The organism is Serratia sp. 201 (assembly GCF_037027545.1).
GTDB classification, from domain to species: Bacteria; Pseudomonadota; Gammaproteobacteria; order Enterobacterales; family Enterobacteriaceae; genus Serratia; species Serratia bockelmannii.
This window is the reverse complement of record NZ_JAXCHC010000002.1, coordinates 625988-645419: the sequence shown is the minus strand read 5'-3', so window position 1 is coordinate 645419 and position 19432 is coordinate 625988. Positions and strand designations below refer to the sequence as shown.

At 62.5% G+C, this 19432-nt stretch carries 16 protein-coding genes; 6 read left to right on the top strand and 10 right to left on the bottom strand.

Features of this window, described 5'->3' with window-relative positions:
- Positions 1–224 precede the first annotated feature (224 nt).
- The 4 genes from katG (at position 225) to WA302_RS11315 (ending at position 7064) form a co-directional block, all read left to right on the top strand.
- A complete protein-coding gene (gene katG, locus WA302_RS11330) occupies positions 225–2420 on the top strand; it encodes a catalase/peroxidase HPI (protein ID WP_049203308.1) in 2196 nt (731 codons plus the stop codon).
- A 630-nt stretch (positions 2421–3050) separates the two neighbouring features.
- The gene (locus WA302_RS11325; RefSeq protein WP_197832539.1) at positions 3051–3848 is read left to right on the top strand and encodes a glyoxalase; all 798 of its coding nucleotides are present in this window, start codon (positions 3051–3053) and stop codon (positions 3846–3848) included.
- A gap of 41 nt (positions 3849–3889) precedes the next feature.
- On the top strand, positions 3890–5179 hold the full coding sequence (locus WA302_RS11320) for an alginate export family protein (RefSeq protein ID WP_193402886.1): 1290 nt from the start codon (positions 3890–3892) through the stop codon (positions 5177–5179).
- 502 nt (positions 5180–5681) lie between these two features.
- The gene (locus WA302_RS11315; RefSeq protein WP_049209249.1) at positions 5682–7064 is read left to right on the top strand and encodes a serralysin family metalloprotease; all 1383 of its coding nucleotides are present in this window, start codon (positions 5682–5684) and stop codon (positions 7062–7064) included.
- Positions 7065–7171: 107 nt separating this feature from the next.
- Here the strand turns inward: WA302_RS11315 and WA302_RS11310 are convergent, their stop codons facing one another.
- From WA302_RS11310 to WA302_RS11285, 6 genes are all read right to left on the bottom strand, one after another.
- The gene (locus tag WA302_RS11310) at positions 7172–8224 is read right to left on the bottom strand and encodes an NAD(P)H-dependent flavin oxidoreductase (protein ID WP_049209250.1); all 1053 of its coding nucleotides are present in this window, start codon (positions 8222–8224) and stop codon (positions 7172–7174) included.
- A 96-nt stretch (positions 8225–8320) separates the two neighbouring features.
- Positions 8321–9931, bottom strand: coding sequence for an MFS transporter (locus WA302_RS11305; RefSeq protein ID WP_049203315.1), 1611 nt, complete (start codon positions 9929–9931; stop codon positions 8321–8323).
- Entirely contained in the window at positions 9924–10349 is a 426-nt protein-coding gene (locus WA302_RS11300) for a DoxX family protein (RefSeq protein ID WP_043143109.1), read from the bottom strand. The genes WA302_RS11305 and WA302_RS11300 overlap by 8 nt, the downstream gene beginning before the upstream one ends.
- A 9-nt stretch (positions 10350–10358) precedes the next feature.
- On the bottom strand, positions 10359–11189 hold the full coding sequence (locus WA302_RS11295) for an alpha/beta fold hydrolase (RefSeq protein WP_043143107.1): 831 nt from the start codon (positions 11187–11189) through the stop codon (positions 10359–10361).
- A 142-nt stretch (positions 11190–11331) separates the two neighbouring features.
- On the bottom strand, positions 11332–12726 hold the full coding sequence (locus tag WA302_RS11290; RefSeq protein ID WP_261456503.1) for an MFS transporter: 1395 nt from the start codon (positions 12724–12726) through the stop codon (positions 11332–11334).
- Positions 12727–12900: 174 nt separating this feature from the next.
- A complete protein-coding gene (locus WA302_RS11285; RefSeq protein WP_025303485.1) occupies positions 12901–14091 on the bottom strand; it encodes a sugar transporter in 1191 nt (396 codons plus the stop codon).
- Between the two features lie 268 nt (positions 14092–14359).
- Here WA302_RS11285 and WA302_RS11280 point away from each other — a divergent pair, with 268 nt between their 5' ends.
- A complete protein-coding gene (locus WA302_RS11280) occupies positions 14360–15046 on the top strand; it encodes an aspartyl/asparaginyl beta-hydroxylase domain-containing protein (protein WP_025303486.1) in 687 nt (228 codons plus the stop codon).
- 17 nt (positions 15047–15063) lie between these two features.
- Here WA302_RS11280 and WA302_RS11275 read toward each other — a convergent pair whose 3' ends face one another.
- Positions 15064–16011: an aromatic alcohol reductase gene (locus WA302_RS11275; protein ID WP_060447905.1), complete on the bottom strand. Its 948-nt coding sequence runs from the start codon at positions 16009–16011 to the stop codon at positions 15064–15066.
- Positions 16012–16097: 86 nt separating this feature from the next.
- Between WA302_RS11275 and WA302_RS11270 the strand changes: the two genes are divergently transcribed.
- Positions 16098–16520 carry a winged helix-turn-helix transcriptional regulator gene (locus tag WA302_RS11270; protein ID WP_049242462.1) on the top strand — a complete coding sequence of 141 codons (423 nt, stop codon included), beginning with the start codon at positions 16098–16100 and terminating at the stop codon, positions 16518–16520.
- A gap of 30 nt (positions 16521–16550) precedes the next feature.
- Here WA302_RS11270 and WA302_RS11265 read toward each other — a convergent pair whose 3' ends face one another.
- From WA302_RS11265 to livM, 3 genes are read right to left on the bottom strand one after another with little or no spacing between them, the layout of a single operon-like run.
- Positions 16551–17267: an ABC transporter ATP-binding protein gene (locus WA302_RS11265; RefSeq protein WP_025303489.1), complete on the bottom strand. Its 717-nt coding sequence runs from the start codon at positions 17265–17267 to the stop codon at positions 16551–16553.
- Positions 17264–18139, bottom strand: a complete 876-nt coding sequence (locus WA302_RS11260; RefSeq protein WP_025303490.1) for an ABC transporter ATP-binding protein — start codon at positions 18137–18139, stop codon at positions 17264–17266. The genes WA302_RS11265 and WA302_RS11260 overlap by 4 nt, the downstream gene beginning before the upstream one ends.
- The gene (gene livM, locus WA302_RS11255) at positions 18136–19422 is read right to left on the bottom strand and encodes a high-affinity branched-chain amino acid ABC transporter permease LivM (RefSeq protein ID WP_193402883.1); all 1287 of its coding nucleotides are present in this window, start codon (positions 19420–19422) and stop codon (positions 18136–18138) included. The genes WA302_RS11260 and livM overlap by 4 nt, the downstream gene beginning before the upstream one ends.
- Positions 19423–19432: the final 10 nt, after the last annotated feature.

Genomic DNA, 19432 nt, shown 5'->3' with positions numbered 1-19432 from the left:
TCGCCGCAAGCTATCACAATATTCACTCATTCCTATTTTATCTCTCCGCCACCGCTGACTAAGCTTAGCCATGAGTCGCCTTTTGCCCGTTAGCGGCCGGGGCGATGCGAATCCATTGAGTTCAGTTATTTAGCGCAACACCCGACGCAAGCCTTACCCGCATGCCTTGTTAACCGCTCCACGCCCGGCGGCTGGAGCACCTTTATGGAAGCAGAGAGCGCATTATGACAACTGAAAGCAAATGCCCGTTTTCGGGCGGCAAGCAGCCCGCACCGCAGAACGGCCCCACCAATCAGGATTGGTGGCCTAATCAGCTCAGCCTGAAACCGCTGCACCAACATTCCCCCCTGTCCGATCCGATGGATAAAGACTTCAACTACGCCGATGCCTTCAACAGTCTCGATCTGGCGGCGGTCAAACAGGATCTGCACGCCCTGATGACCGACTCGCAGGAATGGTGGCCGGCAGACTTCGGCCACTACGGCGGCCTGTTCATCCGCATGGCCTGGCACAGCGCCGGCACCTATCGCATCGGCGACGGCCGCGGCGGCGCGGGCGAAGGCCAGCAGCGCTTCGCCCCGCTCAACAGCTGGCCGGACAACGTCAGCCTCGACAAGGCGCGCCGCCTGCTGTGGCCAATCAAACAGAAATACGGCCGCAACCTCTCCTGGGCAGACCTGATTATCTTGACCGGCAACGTGGCGCTGGAATCGATGGGCTTCAAAACCTTCGGCTATGCCGGCGGCCGCGCCGACACCTGGGAGCCGGACGACGTCTACTGGGGTTCTGAGAAGATCTGGCTGGAGCTGAGCGGCGGGCCAAACAGCCGTTACTCGGGAGACCGCGATCTGGAGGACCCGCTGGCGGCAGTGCAGATGGGCCTGATCTACGTCAACCCGGAAGGCCCGGACGGCAATCCCGATCCGGTGGCCGCCGCACGCGACATCCGTGAAACCTTCGCCCGCATGGCGATGAACGACGAAGAAACCGTGGCGCTGATCGCCGGCGGCCACACCTTCGGCAAGACCCACGGCGCCGGCCCGGCGTCTAACGTCGGCGCCGATCCGGAAGCCGCCGGGCTGGAGTCGCAGGGCCTCGGCTGGCACAGCACCTTCGGCACCGGCGTTGGCAAAGACGCCATCACCAGCGGCCTGGAAGTCACCTGGACCACTACCCCGACCCAGTGGAACCACGACTTCTTCCGCCACCTGTTCGAATACGAATGGGAGCTGACCCAAAGCCCGGCCGGCGCGCACCAGTGGGTGGCGAAAGACATCGGCGAAACCATTCCCGACGCCTTCGATCCCAACAAGAAACGCCGCCCGACCATGCTGACCACCGACCTGTCGCTGCGCTTCGATCCGGCCTACGAGAAGATTTCGCGCCGTTTCTATGAGCATCCGGAAGAGTTGGCCGACGCCTTCGCCCGCGCCTGGTTCAAGCTGACCCACCGCGATATGGGGCCGCGCGCGCGCTACCTCGGCCCGGAAGTGCCGCAGGAAGAGCTGATTTGGCAGGATCCGATCCCGGCGGTCGATCATCCGCTGATCGACGAGCAGGACATCGCCGCGCTGAAAAACGCCGTGCTGGCTTCCGGCCTGCCGGTGTCGGTGCTGGTCTCCACCGCCTGGGCTTCCGCTTCCAGCTTCCGCGGTTCCGACAAACGCGGCGGCGCCAACGGCGCGCGCATTCGCCTGGCGCCGCAAAAGGACTGGGCGGTCAACCAACCTGCGCAGCTCGCCGCGACGCTGGCCAAGCTGGAGAGCATCCAACGCGCCTTCAACGACGCGCAGACCGGCGGCAAGCGCGTCTCGCTGGCGGATCTGATCGTGCTGGCCGGCGCGGCGGGCGTGGAACAGGCGGCGAAGAACGCCGGTTTCACCCTGACGGTGCCGTTCGCCCCGGGCCGCATGGACGCCTCGCAGGAACAGACCGACGTGGACTCCTTCGAGGCGATGGAGCCGCTCGCCGACGGATTCCGCAACTTCCTGAAGGGTAAATACCGCGTGCCGGCCGAAACGCTGCTGGTCGACAAGGCGCAGCTGCTGACCCTGACCGCGCCGGAAATGACGGTGCTGGTCGGCGGGCTGCGCGTGCTCGGCGCCAACGTTGGCGGCACGCAGCACGGCGTGTTCACCCAGCGGCCGCAGGCGCTGACCAACGACTTCTTCGTCAACCTGCTCGACATGGGCACCACCTGGCACCCGATCGGTGAAGACGGCCTGTTCGAAGGCCGCGATCGCCGCAGCGGCGCGGTCAAGTGGACCGGCACCCGCGTCGATCTGGTGTTCGGTTCGCACGCGCAGCTGCGGGCGCTGGCCGAAGTCTACGGCAGCGCCGACGCGCAGGAGAAGTTCGCCCACGACTTCGTCGCCGCCTGGAACAAAGTGATGAACCTCGATCGTTTCGATCTGGCGTAACGTCCCCCCAACGGCCTGCTTTGGCAGGCCGTTTTTTCCCCTGAGATCAGCACCACCTCTGCTCCACGTCAGCCCTGTCAGGCGCCGCGATATTCTCTTTCCCCGCTTATTCGTATTTACTCAACAAGTCATATAAAAATTTGATGGGCGGCAATTCTTTTAATGCTGTATTTATATTTAGACGGCAATGAAGACCGTAAACTCAGCTGGCTCATGCGATATATCCCATCTAGGAGAACACCGTTATGGATTATCCTCGATTCACCTCAACACGCGGCGAAGCGGGCCTCATGACCACCGCCATTCCTTAGCGATAGCGGGCTGAGCCGGCAAAGGCGCCCCACCGTTCCACGCCCATAAAAAGAGATATTTTGCACCTGCGCGATATTCGCTTAGGCGCCAGAACATCGCCCTTATTTAATGTTTCACGACGCACATTGCGTTTTTCGTTTTTATTTTTCAGCCGACGGGAAAGCTCATAGGGAATTACGCTTCACTCAGGAAAATAACCGCTACCTGGAGGTCATCATGCAACATATTATCGGCATTTCTTCTCGTCGGCTGAGGATATCGGCCCTTGCGCTACTGCTCCCTGCCGTATCATGGGCGGCCGATACGGCGCCTCTTGCCGTGGGGCCGCAATATGACACCACCCATGTCTACGTCGAACGCGGCAAGATGGACGCCTTTGTCGACAGCATCCTGAAAACCTTCGGCGGCACCAGTACCGAACGCGTGCTGGTCAACGTCACGCCCACCCCCAGCGAAACTTACTCCCAGCTGATACTGACGCCGGCCGGCAGCTTCTCGGTGTTCGATTTCAAAACGCCGATCCCGTACCCGTTCGGCGCCGAGCGCAACGGTTTTCTGGTCAGGGATATGGACGCCGCCATCCGGCAAGCCAGGGACGCCGGCGCCGATGTGCAGGTTGCGCCTTTCGACGATCCGATCGGCCGCGACGCGGTGATCCAGTGGCCCGGCGGCGTCAACATGCAGCTCTATTGGCACACCAAGGCGCCTGACTACAAGCCGCTGCTGAGCGTGCCGGAAAACCGCCTGTATCTCTCCGCCTACCGCGTCGACGATTTCCTGAAAAGCTACCAGGCGTTCTCACACGGCAAGGTCGTGAGCGACGAACAGGTCAGCGACACGGCGATCGGCCGTAACGGCAACGGCAAGATCCGCCAGATCGAACTGGACTCCCGCTTCGGCAAAACGCGCATTTTCGTCACCGACGGACATCTGCCTTATCCGTTCGGCCATGAGCGCACCGGCTATGGCGTCGACGATCTGTCGGCCACGCTGGCCAAAGCGACGGCCAGCGGCGCGCAGGTGCTGTGGCATTCGACGGCGGCGGAACGCCGCGCCTCGGCGCTGGTGCGTTTCCCCGGCGGCTATATCGCCGAAATTCACCAGACGGCTAAATAAACCCAAGGCGCGCTGCGGCGCGCTTTTTTCTTCGGATATTCATGATGAAACGCACGCTACCCGCACTGTTGCTGTTCTCCACGCTCCCCGCGCTGGCGGCGGAGCCCGCCGCTTCCCCCTGGAAAAACATCCCGTTGGGCGATGCGGCCACCTTATCTTTCGACGGTTCATTGCGCGAGCGCTATGAATGGACGGATCAACGGGATCTGAGCGGCGGACGCGACGACACTTTCATGCAGCGCTTGCTGGTTGGCGCGCGCCTCGACTATGGCGACTATTTCGGCGCCTATGTGCAGGTGGGATCGTCGCTGGCCACCCCGCGCGACCGCGGGCGCAAGCCGACTGACGAAGATCATGCCTACCTCGGCCAAGGCTATGTGGATATGAAACTGCCCACCGCCTACGGCCTCGGCACCCTGCGGATCGGCCGCCAGGAGATTGCGCTGGGCTCGCTGCACCTGCTGGGCACCCGCGACGGCCCCAACGTGCGCCGTTCCTTCGATGCTATCCGCGCCAGCTGGGCCAAGGATAAAAACCGCCTCGACGCCTTTATCGGCCATCCCGTCACCCTCAAAACCGGCAGTTTCGACGACGATACTGACAACAGCCAAAAGGTCTGGGGGCTGTACGGCACCACGCCGCTGGCAGCGCTGGCCTCCTCGCTCGATCTCTACACCTTCGGCTTTGAGGATAACGACGTCCACTACGCGCAGCTCAGCGGGCAAGAGCGGCGCTATACCGTCGGCGCGCGCATTTTCGGCGCGGCACAGGGGTTCGACTGGGATAATGAAGCCGCCTGGCAGTTCGGCAGCGCAGAACAGCGTGACATCCGCGCCTGGTCGGCGTCGGCGCACGCCGGCTATACGGTCAACGACTGGCGCTGGCAACCGCGCTTCGGCGGCAAGATTGGCATCGCCAGCGGCGATAAAAACGGTCACGATGGGCAGCTCAATACCTTTAACGCCATGTACCCCAAGCTGCCCTACCTGACCGAGAACGGGCTGGTGGCGCCGGCTAACCTGATCGCCATCCATCCTTCGGTCACGATTATGCCGTGGCAAACCCTGGCCATCGACTTCAGCTGGGACGCGTTGTGGCGGCAACGCCGCGAGGATGCCTTCTACCTCGGGCCAATGCGCCCGGTGAAGGGCAGCGCGCAGGGCTCGCGCTTTATCGGCAACCAGTATCAGGTTGAAACGACCTGGACACCGCGCAGCGATCTTCAGTTCAAGGTGGCCTATGTCTACTTCGACGTCAGCAACAGCCTGCAGCAACATGCCGGGCTGAAAAACATGAACTTCGTGCTGGCGCAGGGCACCTACAGTTTTTAAGTATCAGGTAAGTTAATCGGTGTACGCGGACGCCCTTAATAATCCCGTACTCAATTAATGCCGAGCGCCGGCGAGTAGCCGCCCATATGCATTGCGGCAATGGCGGCTACTCGCCGCCATTCACAGATAAAAGCTAAATAAAAGCAAAAAGATAAATCAATCACGTAAACTCCGCTAGCCAATTACAGTGTAATATTAAATAAAAATTTAATTCCACCTGGTTATTTAAGCACGCCTTTTACGCATATCTTATGTAAAAGATTCATATAAGAATAACTCATTAATGAAATAATTGTGTTTATACTGCTTTAACTCAATCACAGTGCACAATTAATTCCTCACCGTGATTAATGATAAGGATATATTCCGCTTGAACGCAATATTCAAGCCAGACCAAGGAGGCAAACCAATGATATCACATTAATTACCCCTGATTTTCAAACCTGTGTACGAGCATATAGAGCGTTAGGTGCAATATTGTCAACGTCCAAAGGAGTTTGATATGTCATTAGCGACCGATAAGATTTCCGATTATTTAACCCGTTATGAAAGAGGCGATCATGCGGGGAGCAGTAAACCGTCATATACCACGCAAGAGGTTTCAGATCTGCTGCTGAGGAGCCATTATTCCGCCAATGGCAAAGGCGTGACCGACCATGCGGCTACCTTGACCTACTCTTTCCCCGTCTATACCGACAGCGACAAGACGGGCGCCGCGCAGCTTACCGCCGCCCAGCAAGCCCAAACCAAGCTTTCATTGCAATCCTGGTCGGATGTGGCCAACATCACGTTCACCGAGGTTAAAGGCAACGACGCGAAAAATGCAGATATCAAGTTTGGTTTTTATAAGGCGGCCAGCGGGGGCAATTACACCTCGTATGAAAGTACGCAGAGCAATCTCAAAAGCACCATTTGGATCAGCGGCAATAACGGCTACGACGCCTCCAATCCGCAAACCAATAACTACGCCAGGGATACGCTGACTCATGAAATAGGGCATGCGTTGGGGCTTTCTCATCCCGGCAATTATGATGCGTCAAATGCCACCTACCCCACCTACGCCAACTCGGCGAAGTATTATGAAGACGACCATCAATATTCTTTGATGAGCTATTTTAACGAACAATACACCAGCGCTGACTATAAAGGCGTTTGGCCATCAGGGCCGCAGCTGGATGATATTACCGCCATACAGAAGCTTTACGGCGCGAATACCACCACGCGCACCGGCGATACCACCTATGGTTTCAACTCGAATACGGACAGAGACTTTCTGAGCGTTAAGGCGTCCACGGACAAAATCGTGGCGGCTATCTGGGATGCCGGCGGCAATGACACGCTGGATTTTTCAGGCTACAGCCAGGATCAGCGCATCAACATTAACGAAGGCGCATTCTCTGATGTGGGCGGCTTGAAGGCAAATATCGCCATCGCCTACGGCGCGCAGATTGAAAATATCATCGGCGGCAGCGGCGCAGACATTTTAGTGGGCAACGCGCTGAGCAATACGCTAAAAGGCGGTGCAGGCAACGACATCATTTACGGTGCCGGCGGCGCCGATCAGCTCTGGGGCAATGCAGGCGCGGACACCTTCGTCTTCCGCGAAGCCGGCGACAGCCAAGCCGCCGCGCCGGATTGGATCCGCGATTTCCAGACGGCGGTGGATAAAATCGATCTGTCGTGGCTCAACCAGACGGCTAAGGCCGACGGGAGCGAGCTGCACTTCGTGGATAGTTTAAGCGGCTCGTTGTATGAAGCGGCGCTGAATTATGACGCGCAGCAGAATGTCACCGATCTGGCCATCAATCTCTCCGGCAATCAATTACCTGATTTCCTTGTCAAAATCGTTGGGCATGTCGACGCTTCCGCCGATATTCTCGTCTAGCCAAGGCAAACCCGCAGTCCGGCCTTCACGCCGGACTGTTCATCTCTTCTCAGGCCTCACCCCGGCGTCTTTTTACATTGCCACAGCAATAAATCGCGCAGACGAGCTCACACCGCTTCCAGCTCCGCCGCCAGGGTGGCGACCAGCTCCGCCGCCGGCATCGGTCGCGCCAGGCCCACGCCCTGCCCGGCCCACAGCGACATAAACTCCCCGCGCCCGGCCTTGGCCGCCGCCTGGCGGATATCGCCGGTGAGCGCGTTCTGCACCGGATAAGGCAGGATCTGCGCCTCTTCCGCGCGCATCTGCCGCATGAAATCATTGACGATGCCGCGCGCCGGGCGGCCGCTGAAGGCGCGCGTCAGGCGCGTGCTGTCATCGCCGGCGTTGCGCAGCGCCGCCCGCCAGGCTTCGGCGATGCCCGACTCCGGGCTGCACAGGAACGCGGTGCCCAGCTGCGCCGCCTGCGCGCCCAGCAATTGCGCCGCTGCGATGCCGCGCCCGTTCATGATGCCGCCTGCGGCGATCGCCGGGATCTTCACCGCCGCCACCACCTGCGGCAGCAGAGCCATCAGGCCGACGCAGGATTGCTCAATGTCGCCGAGGAAGGTCGGGCGGTGGCCGCCCGCCTCCGCGCCCGAGACGCACACGAAGTCGGCGCCCGCCTCTTCCCAGGCGCGGGCTTCCGCCACCGTGGTGGCGGTGCCGATCACCCGCGAGCCGGCCTTCTTGAACTGCGTGACCGTGGCGCGCGGCAGCACGCCGAAGGTGAAGCTGACCACCGGCGGCGCCGCCTCCAACAGGGCCGCGATCTGGTCGCGGTTGTTTTCGGCGAATTGGATCGGCATGGGCGGCTCACTCAGCCCCAGCGCTTCGCGGAACGGCCGCAGCAGGTGCTGGGCGCGCTTGAGCTCGGCGAGATCCGGGTGCTGCTCATCGAGCAGAAACAGATTGATGTTGAACGGCGCGGCGGTCTGCGCGCGGATCTGCTGCACCCGTTCGAGGATCACCGCCGGTGAAAACAGCGCCGCCGCGCACGATCCCAGCGCCCCGGCGTTGCTCACCGCCACCGCCAACGCCGGCGGCGACGCGCCGTTCATCGGCCCCTGAACGATCGGATAGCGCAGCCCAAGCTCGCGGGCAAAAGCAGAAGGTGCCGTCATCAATGTGTCTCCCTGTGCTGACTACATTCGTCTTACGGCGGCCGCGCCGCCGAACCGACCAAAAGCATAGCACCTTCTCGCCGCCTGGCCGTGCAGTTAATGCTTCACCTGACGCCGGTCGAGCGACAGGAAGTGATGCACCACCGGTTTCTCAGGGCCAATGTGGAAGCGCAGCGCCTCCTGCTGCAGGTCGGCGTCGGCGTGCGACACCCGCTGGTGCTGCCGCAGGTGCTCCGCCCAGGACTCCACCAGGAACCACTCCATGATGCATTCCGGATCGCCGGTGTGCTCGGTGATGCCCCAGGCGTAAGCGCCATCGCGGCGGCGCGCCCGTTCCAGCATCAGCAGCGTGCGCAAGAACTGCGGCCGATCCTGTTCGCGGATGCGGTACTCCACCTGGATCATGACCGGGCCGCGATCGTTTTCAACCGGCGTGTTAACCAACGGCTCCGGCCAATGGTTCGACGGCTGCAGATCGGCCTCACCGGTCGGCAGACGCAGGCGGTGAAACAGCAGCCCCGCCGCCAACAGGCCGACGCCGCCGACCAGCAGCGTGGCGGCCACGCCCAGCTCCTGCGCCACCAGTCCCCACAGCAGGCTGCCCGCCGCCATCGCGCCGTTGAACACCATCAGGTAAATGGCCAGACCACGGCCGCGCACCCAGTTGGGCAGCACGCCCTGCGCCGCGCCGTTAAGCGTGGTCAGCGCGATAATCCAGCCGGCGCCCAGCACCAGCAGCAGCACCACCGCCAGCCACTGCGGCGGCGCCAGCGACAGGGCCGCCATCACCACGGCGGTGAGCACCGCCGCCAGCAACACCAGCCCGTCGGCATTCAGCCGCTGGCGCAGACGCGGCAGCACAATAGCCCCAAGGATCGCCCCGGCGCCTACCGCCCCCAGCAGAACGCCGTAGAAACCGGCACTGCCGCCCAGCATGCGGCGCGCCACCAGCGGCAACAGCGCCCAAACCGAGCTGGAGAAGGCGAAGAACACCGCCGCCCGCAGCAGCACCACGTGCAGCTCGCGGCTGGAGCGGGCATAACGCAGGCCGGCGCGGAAGGCACCGAAGAAATGCTCCGACAGCCCGCTGTCCTCGGCCTTCGGCCGCTTCCACCACAGCAGCGCCGCGATCACCAGCACATAGCTCATCACGTCCGCGCCGTAGGCCGCGCCGGCACCGAAGCTGGCCAACAGCAGGCCGCCGGCCGCCGGGCCGATGGAACGGGCGATGTTGATGCCCAGCGAGTTCAGCGCCACGGCGTTTTTCAGCTCGGTGCGCGGCACCAGCTCCGGCACGATCGCCTGCCAGGTCGGCCCCATCAGCGCCGCGCCGATGCCGCCGACGAAGGTCAGCGCCAGCAGGTATTCCACCGTCAGCGCGCCGGTCTGCGACAGCAGCAACAGGCTGCCGCTGACGCAGGCCAGCAGAATTTGCACGAAGATCAGAAAGCGCCGCCGATCGAGGATGTCCGACAATACCCCGGCCGGGATCGCCAGCAGGAACACCGGTAGCGTAGCGGCGGTCTGCATCAGCGCCACCGCCGAAGGGTTGCTCGACAGGTCGGTGATCAGCCACGAGCTGGCGACGTCGCGCATAAAGCTGCCGACGTTGCCGAGCACCGTGGCGCCCCACAGCACCGCAAATAATGGGATTTTCAGCGGCGCGAAGCCGCCCGCCGCCGCCTTGTTTTCCGTCTGTTCAGCCATCCGTTCGCTCCTTCAAATCGTTAAATGCCACCAGCAACAGCGCGCCGGCCAGCCCGAGGTGTTCAAAAAATCCGTTCATCATCTGGCCGCGCTCCGCCCCGTCGAACTGCCAGAACGGATTGGCCATCAGCGTCGCCATCAGGGTAAAACCGGCCAGCGCCAACGCGCCGAGCCAGCGATAAAAGCCGCTCAGGATCAGCGCCGACGCCGCCAGTTCCAGCAGCGTCACCAGCACGGCGAACAGCGCCGCCGGCTGCAGGCCGAAGTGGGTCATTTCGGCAATCGCGCCCTCAACGTTCAACGCCTTGACCAATCCGCCCTGAATATAGGCGGTACAAATCGCGAGCAGCAGCAGCCAGCGCACCGCGGGCGCATGCAGCCGCTGTACGCAGCGGGCGGCGATAGCAGTCAGGTTCATCGCGCCCCCTTAAAACGGCGAATTCTGGATGAAGGCCAGCAGATCGGCGTTGAAGCGATCGGGATCGACCTGCGCCAAACCGTGAGAACCGCCGGCGTAAACATTCAGCTCCGCCTGTTGCATAAGCTTAGCGGCTTTCAGCGCCGAGGCACCGATCGGCACGATCTGATCGGCGTCACCGTGCACCAGCAGCGTCGGCTTGTCGATCGCCAGCAGATCGGCGGTGTAATCCACTTCGGAGAACGCGCGCACACACTCGTACTGCCCTTTCACGCCGCCCTGCATGCTCATCAGCCAGAAGTGGTCGATCAGCCCCGCATTGCTCTCCACCTCGTCGCAGTGGAGGCCATAGAACGGCACCGCCAAATCTTTGAAGAACTGCGAGCGGTTGCCCGCCACGCCGCTGCGAATGCCGTCGAAGGCCGCCATCGGCGTACCCTCAGGGTTGACCGGCGTTTGCAGCATCAGCGGCGGCACGGCGCCGACCAGCACCACCTTCGCCACCCGATCGCTGCCGTGACGGCCGATGTAGCGCGCCACTTCGCCGCCGCCGGTGGAATGGCCGACCAGGATCAGATCGCGCAGATCCAGCGTTTCGATCAGCAGAGCCAGATCGTCGGCGTATTGGTTGATGTCGTTGCCGTGCCAGGTTTGATCGGAACGGCCGTGGCCGCGGCGATCGTGGGCAATCACGCGGAATCCGCTCTGGCCGAAAAACAGCAGCTGGTTGTCCCAGGCGTCGGCGGACAGCGGCCAACCGTGGGAGAACAGGATCGGCTGGCCGCGGCCCCAATCCTTATAGAAAATGCGTGCGCCATCGGGCGCGGTAAGGGTGCTCATGACGTGTTCCCCGCTCGGTATCGAATTGGATTTTGTACGGGTTAACAGTACGGCAGGCGCAAAGGCAGTGATAACGGAATAATTTTCGCATGATCGCGAATTTTTTTGCTGAAGAAGCCGGCGTCACCGCCGGCGCAAAACGTCAGATGTTTTCCAGATCGATGCCGCGCGTTTTCGGGCCGAACAGCCCGATCACCAGCATCACGATCAGCATGCTGGCAACGATAAACGCGATCACTCCCAGCGAACCGCCGTACTGCAAGATAATACCGATGATGATACTGCTGAACACCGTCGACAGGCGGCTGAAGGAGTAGCAGAAGCCGACGGCGCGGGCGCGGATATGGGTCGGGAAGATCTCGGACTGGTAAGAGTGGTAGCTGTAGGTCAGCCAGGCGTTGGACCAGGTGATGAAGAAGCCGCACAGGATCAGCCACAGCGGGTTGTTCTGCAGTGCGAACAGCGAGCCGAAGATCACCGTCACCAGGCAGGACAACACGATCTGCCACTTGTTCTCCATCTTGTCGGCGTAGAAGCTGCACAGCAGCGAGCCCAGCGGGTAAGCCAGCGTGATGAAGAAAGCGTACAGCAGGCTGTGGGTGACCGAAGCGCCCTTGCCCGACAGCAGCGCCGGTAGCCAGTTGCCGAAGCCGAAGAAGCCGATGGCCTGAAAGAAGTTCATCACCACCAGCATCAGCGTGCGATCGCGATACTGCGGCGCCCAGATGTCGCGAAAGCGGCCGCGCAGCGGCGCCCCCTCGGCATCGTCCACCGGGCGCGACGGAAAATCCGTGACCGCCACGCCGCAGCGCCGCTCCATGTCCCGCATCACCTGCCGGGCCTGCGCATAGCGCCGCTGCTGCACCAGCCAGCGCGGCGACTCCGGCAGCCCCTTGCGCACCAGCCAGATCACCAGCGAAGCCAGCGCGCCGGCGATCACCACATAGCGCCAGCCGCTCAGGCCCCAAATCGTCTGCGGCACCAGCCACCAGGACATCAGCGCCACCGCCGGCACCGACAGAAACTGCACGAAGAACGCGAAGGCGAAAGCCCGGGTACGCAGGTGCGCGGGGACCCATTCCGTCAGGTAAGTGTCGATGGTCACCAGCTCGATACCGAGCCCAACGCCCACCAAAAAACGCAGAAAGATCACCCATTCCGCCTGCTGTTGAAACGCCAGCAGCAGCGAGAACGCGCCATACCAGATCAGGGCGAACATAAAGGTGGCACGCCGGCCGAAGCGATCGGCGTACGGGCTCAGCAGGCTGGCGCCGACGAACAGGCCGAGAAAGGTGGCGGAGGCAAAGGCCGCCTGATCCGATACGCCGAAGACACCCTGCGCGCCGGAGTGGAAAATGCCGTCGGCGATAAGGCCGGTGCTGATATAGCCGGTCTGGAACAGATCGTAGAGTTCGAAAAAACCGCCCAGCGACAGCAGAATAATAAAGCGCCACAGGCCGGCCGACGCGGGCAAGGCGTCGATTCTGGCCGCCAAATCCCGCGCATGGATCGGCGACGCCGCTACAGATTCACTCACCGTTAACCTCGCATTAACATTTTTGATGACTTTCTATGCTAGCGAAGCGGCGTCGGAGTTAAATTTTTAATTAGCAGACTATGAAAAAAAGTTAAGCATAAAACGCTGCAGCAGCCTGTTTTATAGCAGGAAAATGCAGCGCGGGATGCCGCAGCGGCATCCCGAATCGGTGGATTAACGACTGTGGTGCTGCTGCAGCCGTTCGCTGCGATAGACGCTCAGCAGGCACCAGCCGAGAGCGATCAGCGCCAACGGCGCGGCGACGAAGCCGATGTTGCCCATGCCCAGATGCAGGCTCACCTGGTTGCCCAGCAGCGCGCCGCTGCCGATGCCGAAGTTGTACAGGCCAGAGAAGATCGCCATCGCCACGTCGGTGGCGTCCGGCGCCAGGCTCAGCACTTTGGCCTGCATCGACAGGCCGATGGCCATGATCGCCATGCCCCAGAAGATGCACAGCACCGTCAGGTGGCTTTCGCTGCCGGCGGCCGGCAACAGCAGCAGCAGACTCAAGGCCAACAGCACGATGGCGCCGATAAAGAAGCCGGAAGGAAACCGCTCGCTGTAGCGGCTGAACAGCAGGCTGCCGACGATGCCGGCGGCGCCGAACAGCAGCAGCATCAGCGTGGTGAAATTCTCCGACAGCCCGGCCACGGTCTGGATAAACGGCTCGATGTAGCTGTAGGCGGTGAAGTGCGCCGTCACCACGATGATAGTCAGCATGTACAGCGCCACCAGCGCCGGGCGTTTGAACAGCAGCGGCACGCTGGCCAGCGAGCCGGAATGCTCGCTTTTCAGTACCGGCAGCAGGCGCCACAGCAGCACCAGCGCCAGGGTGGCGCACACCGCGATGCCGATAAAGGTCATGCGCCAACCGAGCAACTGCCCCACCACCCGCCCGAGCGGCAGGCCGAGCACCATCGCCAGCGCGGTGCCCCCCGCCAGCAGGCTCAGCGCCTGGGCTTTCTTGCCCGGCGGCGCCACGCGGATCGCCAGCGAGGCGGTGATCGACCAGAACACCGAGTGCGCCAGCGCCACGCCGGCGCGCGAGATAACCAGCGTGGTGAAGTCCCAGGCCACGGCGGTCAGCACGTGGCTGGCGATAAACAGCATGAACACGCCGATCAGCAGCTTGCGGCGCTCAATTTTGCTGGTCAGCAGCATGCACGCCAACGAGGCGGCGGCGACGATCCAGGCATAAATGGTAATGATCAGGCCGACCTGTTCGGTTTGCATCGAGAAGCTGGCGGCGATATCGCTCAGCAGACCGACCGGGATAAATTCGGTGGTGTTGAAGATAAAGGCCGAGACGGCGAGGATAACCACGCGCAACCAGGCGGTTGAGCGCGAAACGGGAGCGTGTTCCATGGTAAACAAAATCCGGACAGGTGCGGGCAAGTAGCGATATTTTAACCAACCGGCCCGCTAAATGCGATACGCGTCACACTTTAATTGTGTGGTTTTTTTCGCCGCATTTCGACACATTCGCAGACACACGGTTGCACAAATGCTGTGCTAATCTCTTGAAGCGTACCAATTTTTCCTGCCGCTCTTCCCCTCCGGCCGCCACACACGACGCGCCGCGCCGAAGAACCGCGCGCAGTGCCCCTTTGGCGTTTTCTGAGGCGAGGTCATTATGTCTGCGATTTATGATTGGTCCGTGCTCGCATTGCGCAATGTTTACGATCGCCGCATTCAGGGCAAACCAGTGCTCGACAGCGCCGCGCTGTTCCCCGACGCCGAACGTTTCACCGCTCAATGGAGGCAGATCCGCGAAGAGGCGCTGACCGTCGCCCACGATCTGCACAATATTCCCCGTTTTCACGAGATCATGATCCAGCAGGAATCGATCTCCGCCAACGACGCGCGCGACTGGCGCATGTTCATCATGAAGGCCTACGGCCAGCCGATTGACCGCAACCTGGCGCGTTGCCCGACGCTGGCGGCGCTGATCGCTTCGTCGCCGGACGTACTGTCCGCCTCGCTCTCCTTCCTCGCGCCCGGCAAGCAGGTGCCGCCCCACCGCGGGCCGTTTCGCGGCATTCTGCGCGGCTATCTGGTGCTAGACATGCCCAAACGCGCCGACGGCGTACCCGCGGCGGTGCTGAAAGTGGACGGCCGCGAATACCGGCTGCACGAAGGGGAGTTCATGCTGTGGGACGATACCTTCGAACACGAGGTGTGGAACGACAGCCCGCAGGTGCGCACCGTGCTGCTGCTGGACATCCGCCGCCGCGACATGCCCGGCGGGCTGCGGCTGCTCTCCAGCGCCATCATCGCCCTGGTGCGGCTGAACGTGCGCTGGATGCAGCGCCAGTTCTGATTCCGGCGCTCAGGCGACTAACCGTCCTGAGAGATCGGCCATTGCTGCGCCAGCCACTGCTCGGCGGTGGTGGTGGCTATGCCCTGGCGCGCATTGAAGGTTTTCGCCTTATCCCAGGCCACGCCGTCGGGGCGGGCGAAAGCCAGCCGGTATTTGGCGCCGACGTCGCGCGGATGGTTCCGCACCTCCTCCTGCAGCCGCTCTTTGTCCAACAAGACTCTGTTGACCTCAACGCCCCAGTGCGCCTGCATGACATCGGCAAGCTCGCGGTAGGTCAGCGTGTCCCCAGCGATATAGACTACCTGGTTGCGAAACGCGGGCCGATGGAAAAAAATCGCGGCCGTCAGCCGGCCAATGTCCTCAGGGGTGGTCAGCGTCACCGCGTAGCGCCAGTCGCCCAGCGCGCGCACCGTTTTGCTTGCCGCGTCCACCACGCCAAAGCCGGGGTCAAACAGGTAGCTGGTGAAAATGCCCGTGGAAACAATCACCCACTCCGTCGCCTTCTGCGCACGCAGCAGGTGGCGCACCTCAAGCTGTTCATCCCACACCTGTTGCCCGCTGCCTTTACCCACGACATCGTAGTCCACGCCGAACTGCCACGGGAAGTAGCGCGCCACGCCCGCCAGCAAGACGGCCTGGGTGATCTTTATCTGCGTGCCCGCCCCGCCGACAAAGCCGCTGCAGTTGATCACCGCGTCGAAGGAACGGAATAGCGCGCTCAGCGCCTCCACGCCGTTTTGCTGCAGATCGCCTTCCACCACGGCGATGCCGAGCCGCGCCAGCGCATCCCGCCGCGCCCGGAGCGGGCCGCTGACGGCGCGTGCAGCCTCCGGCCGGAGCAGCACGCTGATTTTTAAAGATGGAGATAACCGAGCCTGCCGGCTCATCGCACGCAATACCGGCAGCCCCAGTTCACCGGCGCCGAGTATGAGCACGGTATTGATAGATGGATTTGTGGATTTCATTCTTGCCTCCTGTCTTGACACTGCGTCATCCTGACAGCTGACAAAAACGGGTTCAATTAGGTACACGCGTGATACCGGAGAGGAATATGACGAGCGATCGGGAAGCGCTGCTGCAATTTTCGCAGGCGTTCTGTGAAGAACTGAGCAACGACGATGAAGGATTGAAGCGTGAGATCCTCGCGCATGCGGGCAACCGTTGGTCGCTGGGGGTATTGCATATCCTGGGCACTCACGGGCCGCTGCGCCACGGCGAGATAAGCCGCCAACTGGCGGGCGTGACGCAGAGAATGCTGACGCGGACGCTGCGCCATCTCGAGCGGGACGGCCTGATATCGCGCTGCGATTATCAGGAGAAACTGCCCCGCGTGGTTTACACCATCACCGACGCGGGGGAAGAGATGCTGCTCAACATGCTGCCGCTCTGGTCGTGGATTATCGCCTCCGCCGACGCCTTCAGAGCGGCCCGTTCACACTACGATGGCCAAGAGCGCAACGACGCTGAAAAATGAACGCGGGCATCCCTGCCCGTGGGGCGGCGCTCAGCCGCCGCCCAGATAGGCCTTTCTCACCTCCGGATCGTTCAACAGCTCCTGGCCGCTGCCGGTGAGGCGGATCTGGCCGTTGACCATCACATAACCGCGATCGGACAACTTCAGCGCGTGGTTGGCGTTCTGCTCCACCAGAAACAGCGTCATGCCGCTGCGGGTCAGCTCGCGCAGCACGCCGAAGATCTGCCGCACCACGATCGGCGCCAGCCCCAGGCTCGGCTCGTCCAACAGCAGTAGCTTCGGCCGGCTCATCAGCGCGCGGGCGATCGCCAACATCTGCTGCTCACCGCCGGACATGGTCATCGCCCGCTGGTTGCGCCGCTCTTTCAGGCGCGGAAACAGCTCGAACATGCGCGGCAAATCCTCCTCCAGGTAGCGATTGCCGACGGTGATGGTGCCCATCAGCAGGTTCTCCTCTACGCTCATGTCCGGAAAGATGCGCCGCCCTTCCGGCGCCTGCGCGATGCCGCTGCTGGCAACAAAGTGCGTGGAGCGGCGGCTGATGTCCTCGCCGCCAAACAGGATCTGCCCGCCGGCGATGCGCGGCTGGCCGAAGATCGACATCAACAGCGTGGATTTGCCCGCGCCGTTGGCGCCGATCAGCGCCACCGTCTCCCCGGCGTTAACCTGCAGCGACACCTTGCGCAGCGCCTGGATCGGCCCGTAAAACACGTCCACTTCGCGAAATTCCAGCATCGCCTCGCTCATCCCGCCAGCTCCTCTTCGTCCGCGCCCAGGTAGGCGGCGATCACCGCCTCGTTGTGCTGGATCTCCTGCGGCGTGCCGCGGGCGATCACGTCGCCGTGATCGAGCACGATCACCCGATCGGAGATCTCCATCACCATGCCCATATCATGCTCGATCAGCAGCACCGTGATACCGTGATGCTGGCGCAGGAAGCGGATAATGCGGCTCAGCGTGGCCGTCTCCACCGGGTTCAGCCCGGCGGCAGGCTCGTCGAGGCAGATCATCTCCGGCGCGGTGCACATGGCGCGCGCGATCTCCAGCCGCCGCTGCTGGCCGTAGGACATCTCCCCCGCCAGCCGGTTGGCGCAGTCCACCAGATCTACCACCTCCAGCCAGTAGAAGGCGTGATCGAGCGCGGCGCTTTCCGCCCGGCGGTAGCCCGGCGTATTCAGCACCCCGGCGATCAGGTTGCGGTTACTCTGCATGTGCTGCGCCACCAGCAGGTTCTCCACCACCGACATTTCGCGGAACAGGCGGATATTCTGGAAGGTGCGCGCCAGCCCGGCGCGGTTGACCAGGTGGGTGCCGCCGAACATCTTGTAATAGAGGCGCGAACCGAGCCGCTTCGGGCGTATCCAATCACCGGCGCGAAACTTCTGCCCCAGCACCTGGATCACATCGGTTGGCCGCTTGTGGGTATTGAGCAGGATCGCGCCGCCGGTGGCGCGGTAAAAACCGGTCAGGCAGTTGAACACCGTGGTCTTGCCGGCGCCGTTGGGGCCGATCAGGGCGGTGATGGAGCCGCGCTCCACCTCCAGATTGACGTCGTTCAGCGCCTTGATGCCGCCAAAGCGCATCATCAGGTGTTCCACCCGCAAAATGGCGTCGCTCATGGCGCCACCCCCTTGCGTTCCGCAAAGCTGGCGCGGCTGATGCGCACCAGCCCGCGCGGCCGCCAGATCATCATCGCCACCATCAGCACGCCGAACAACAGCACCCGGTATTCGGCAAAGCTGCGCAGCAGCTCCGGCGCCACCGTCAGCACGAAGGCCGCCAGCACCACGCCAAGGGTAGACCCCATGCCGCCCAATACCACGATCGCCAGGATCAGCGCCGACTCGAAGAAGGTGAACGAGGTCGGGTTGACAAAGCCCTGATAGGTGGCGAAAAACACCCCCGCCAGCCCGGCGGTGGAGGCGCCCAGCATAAACGCCGACAGCTTCACCAGCACGTGGTTCAGCCCGAGAGAGCGGCAGGCGATCTCATCTTCGCGCAGCGCCTCCCAGGCGCGGCCGATCGGCATGCGCGTCAGCCGGTGCTTGATGTACAGCACCAGCAGCACCACCAAAAACAGCACCGCGTAGATGAAAATGAACTTGAGATTCGGGTTGTAATCGATGCCGAGAAACTCGTGGATCGGCACGCCGCCGTCTTTGGCGCGCCGGCCGAATTCCAGGCCGAACACCGTCGGCGCCGGCACCGAAATGCCGTTCGGCCCGCCGGTGAGCGACATCCAGTTGTTCAGCACCAGCCGGATGATCTCGCCGAACCCGAGCGTAACAATCGCCAGGTAGTCGCCGTGCATGCGCAGCACCGGGAAACCCAGCAGCGCGCCCGCCAACGCCGCCATCAGCGCCCCCAGCGGCAGCATCGCCCAAAACCCCAGCCCGAGATACTGGTAGCCCAACGCCAACCCGTAGGCGCCGATGGCGTAAAACGCCACGTACCCCAGATCGAGCAGCCCCGCCAACCCGACCACGATGTTCAGCCCCAGCCCGAGCAGCACGTAGATCAGGCCGAGGATCGCCACCGTCAGCAGGTATTTGGTGGCGACGAACGGGAACAGCAGCGCGATCGCCGCCATCAGCGGCAGGAACCAGCGCAGGTTGGATTTATAGCCCAGCGGCCGTACGTAGACGCCGTCGCTGCCGCCGTCGAAGCGCGCCAGCACTCTGCGCCCCGGCGCGGTTTGCAGGAACAGGCTCAGCAGCAGCCGTCCGGCCATCACCGCGACGATAATCCACACCAGCCGGTGCGGTTCGAAGTTGAAACTGTAGCCGTTCAGCACGATGCCGACGATCGGCCCGAACACGATCAGGGCGATCAGCCCGGCCAAGACGGCGTCCAGCAGGCTGCGTTTGACGTTCAGCCCGCCGTTGATCACGGATTGCGACATGGCGTTCTCC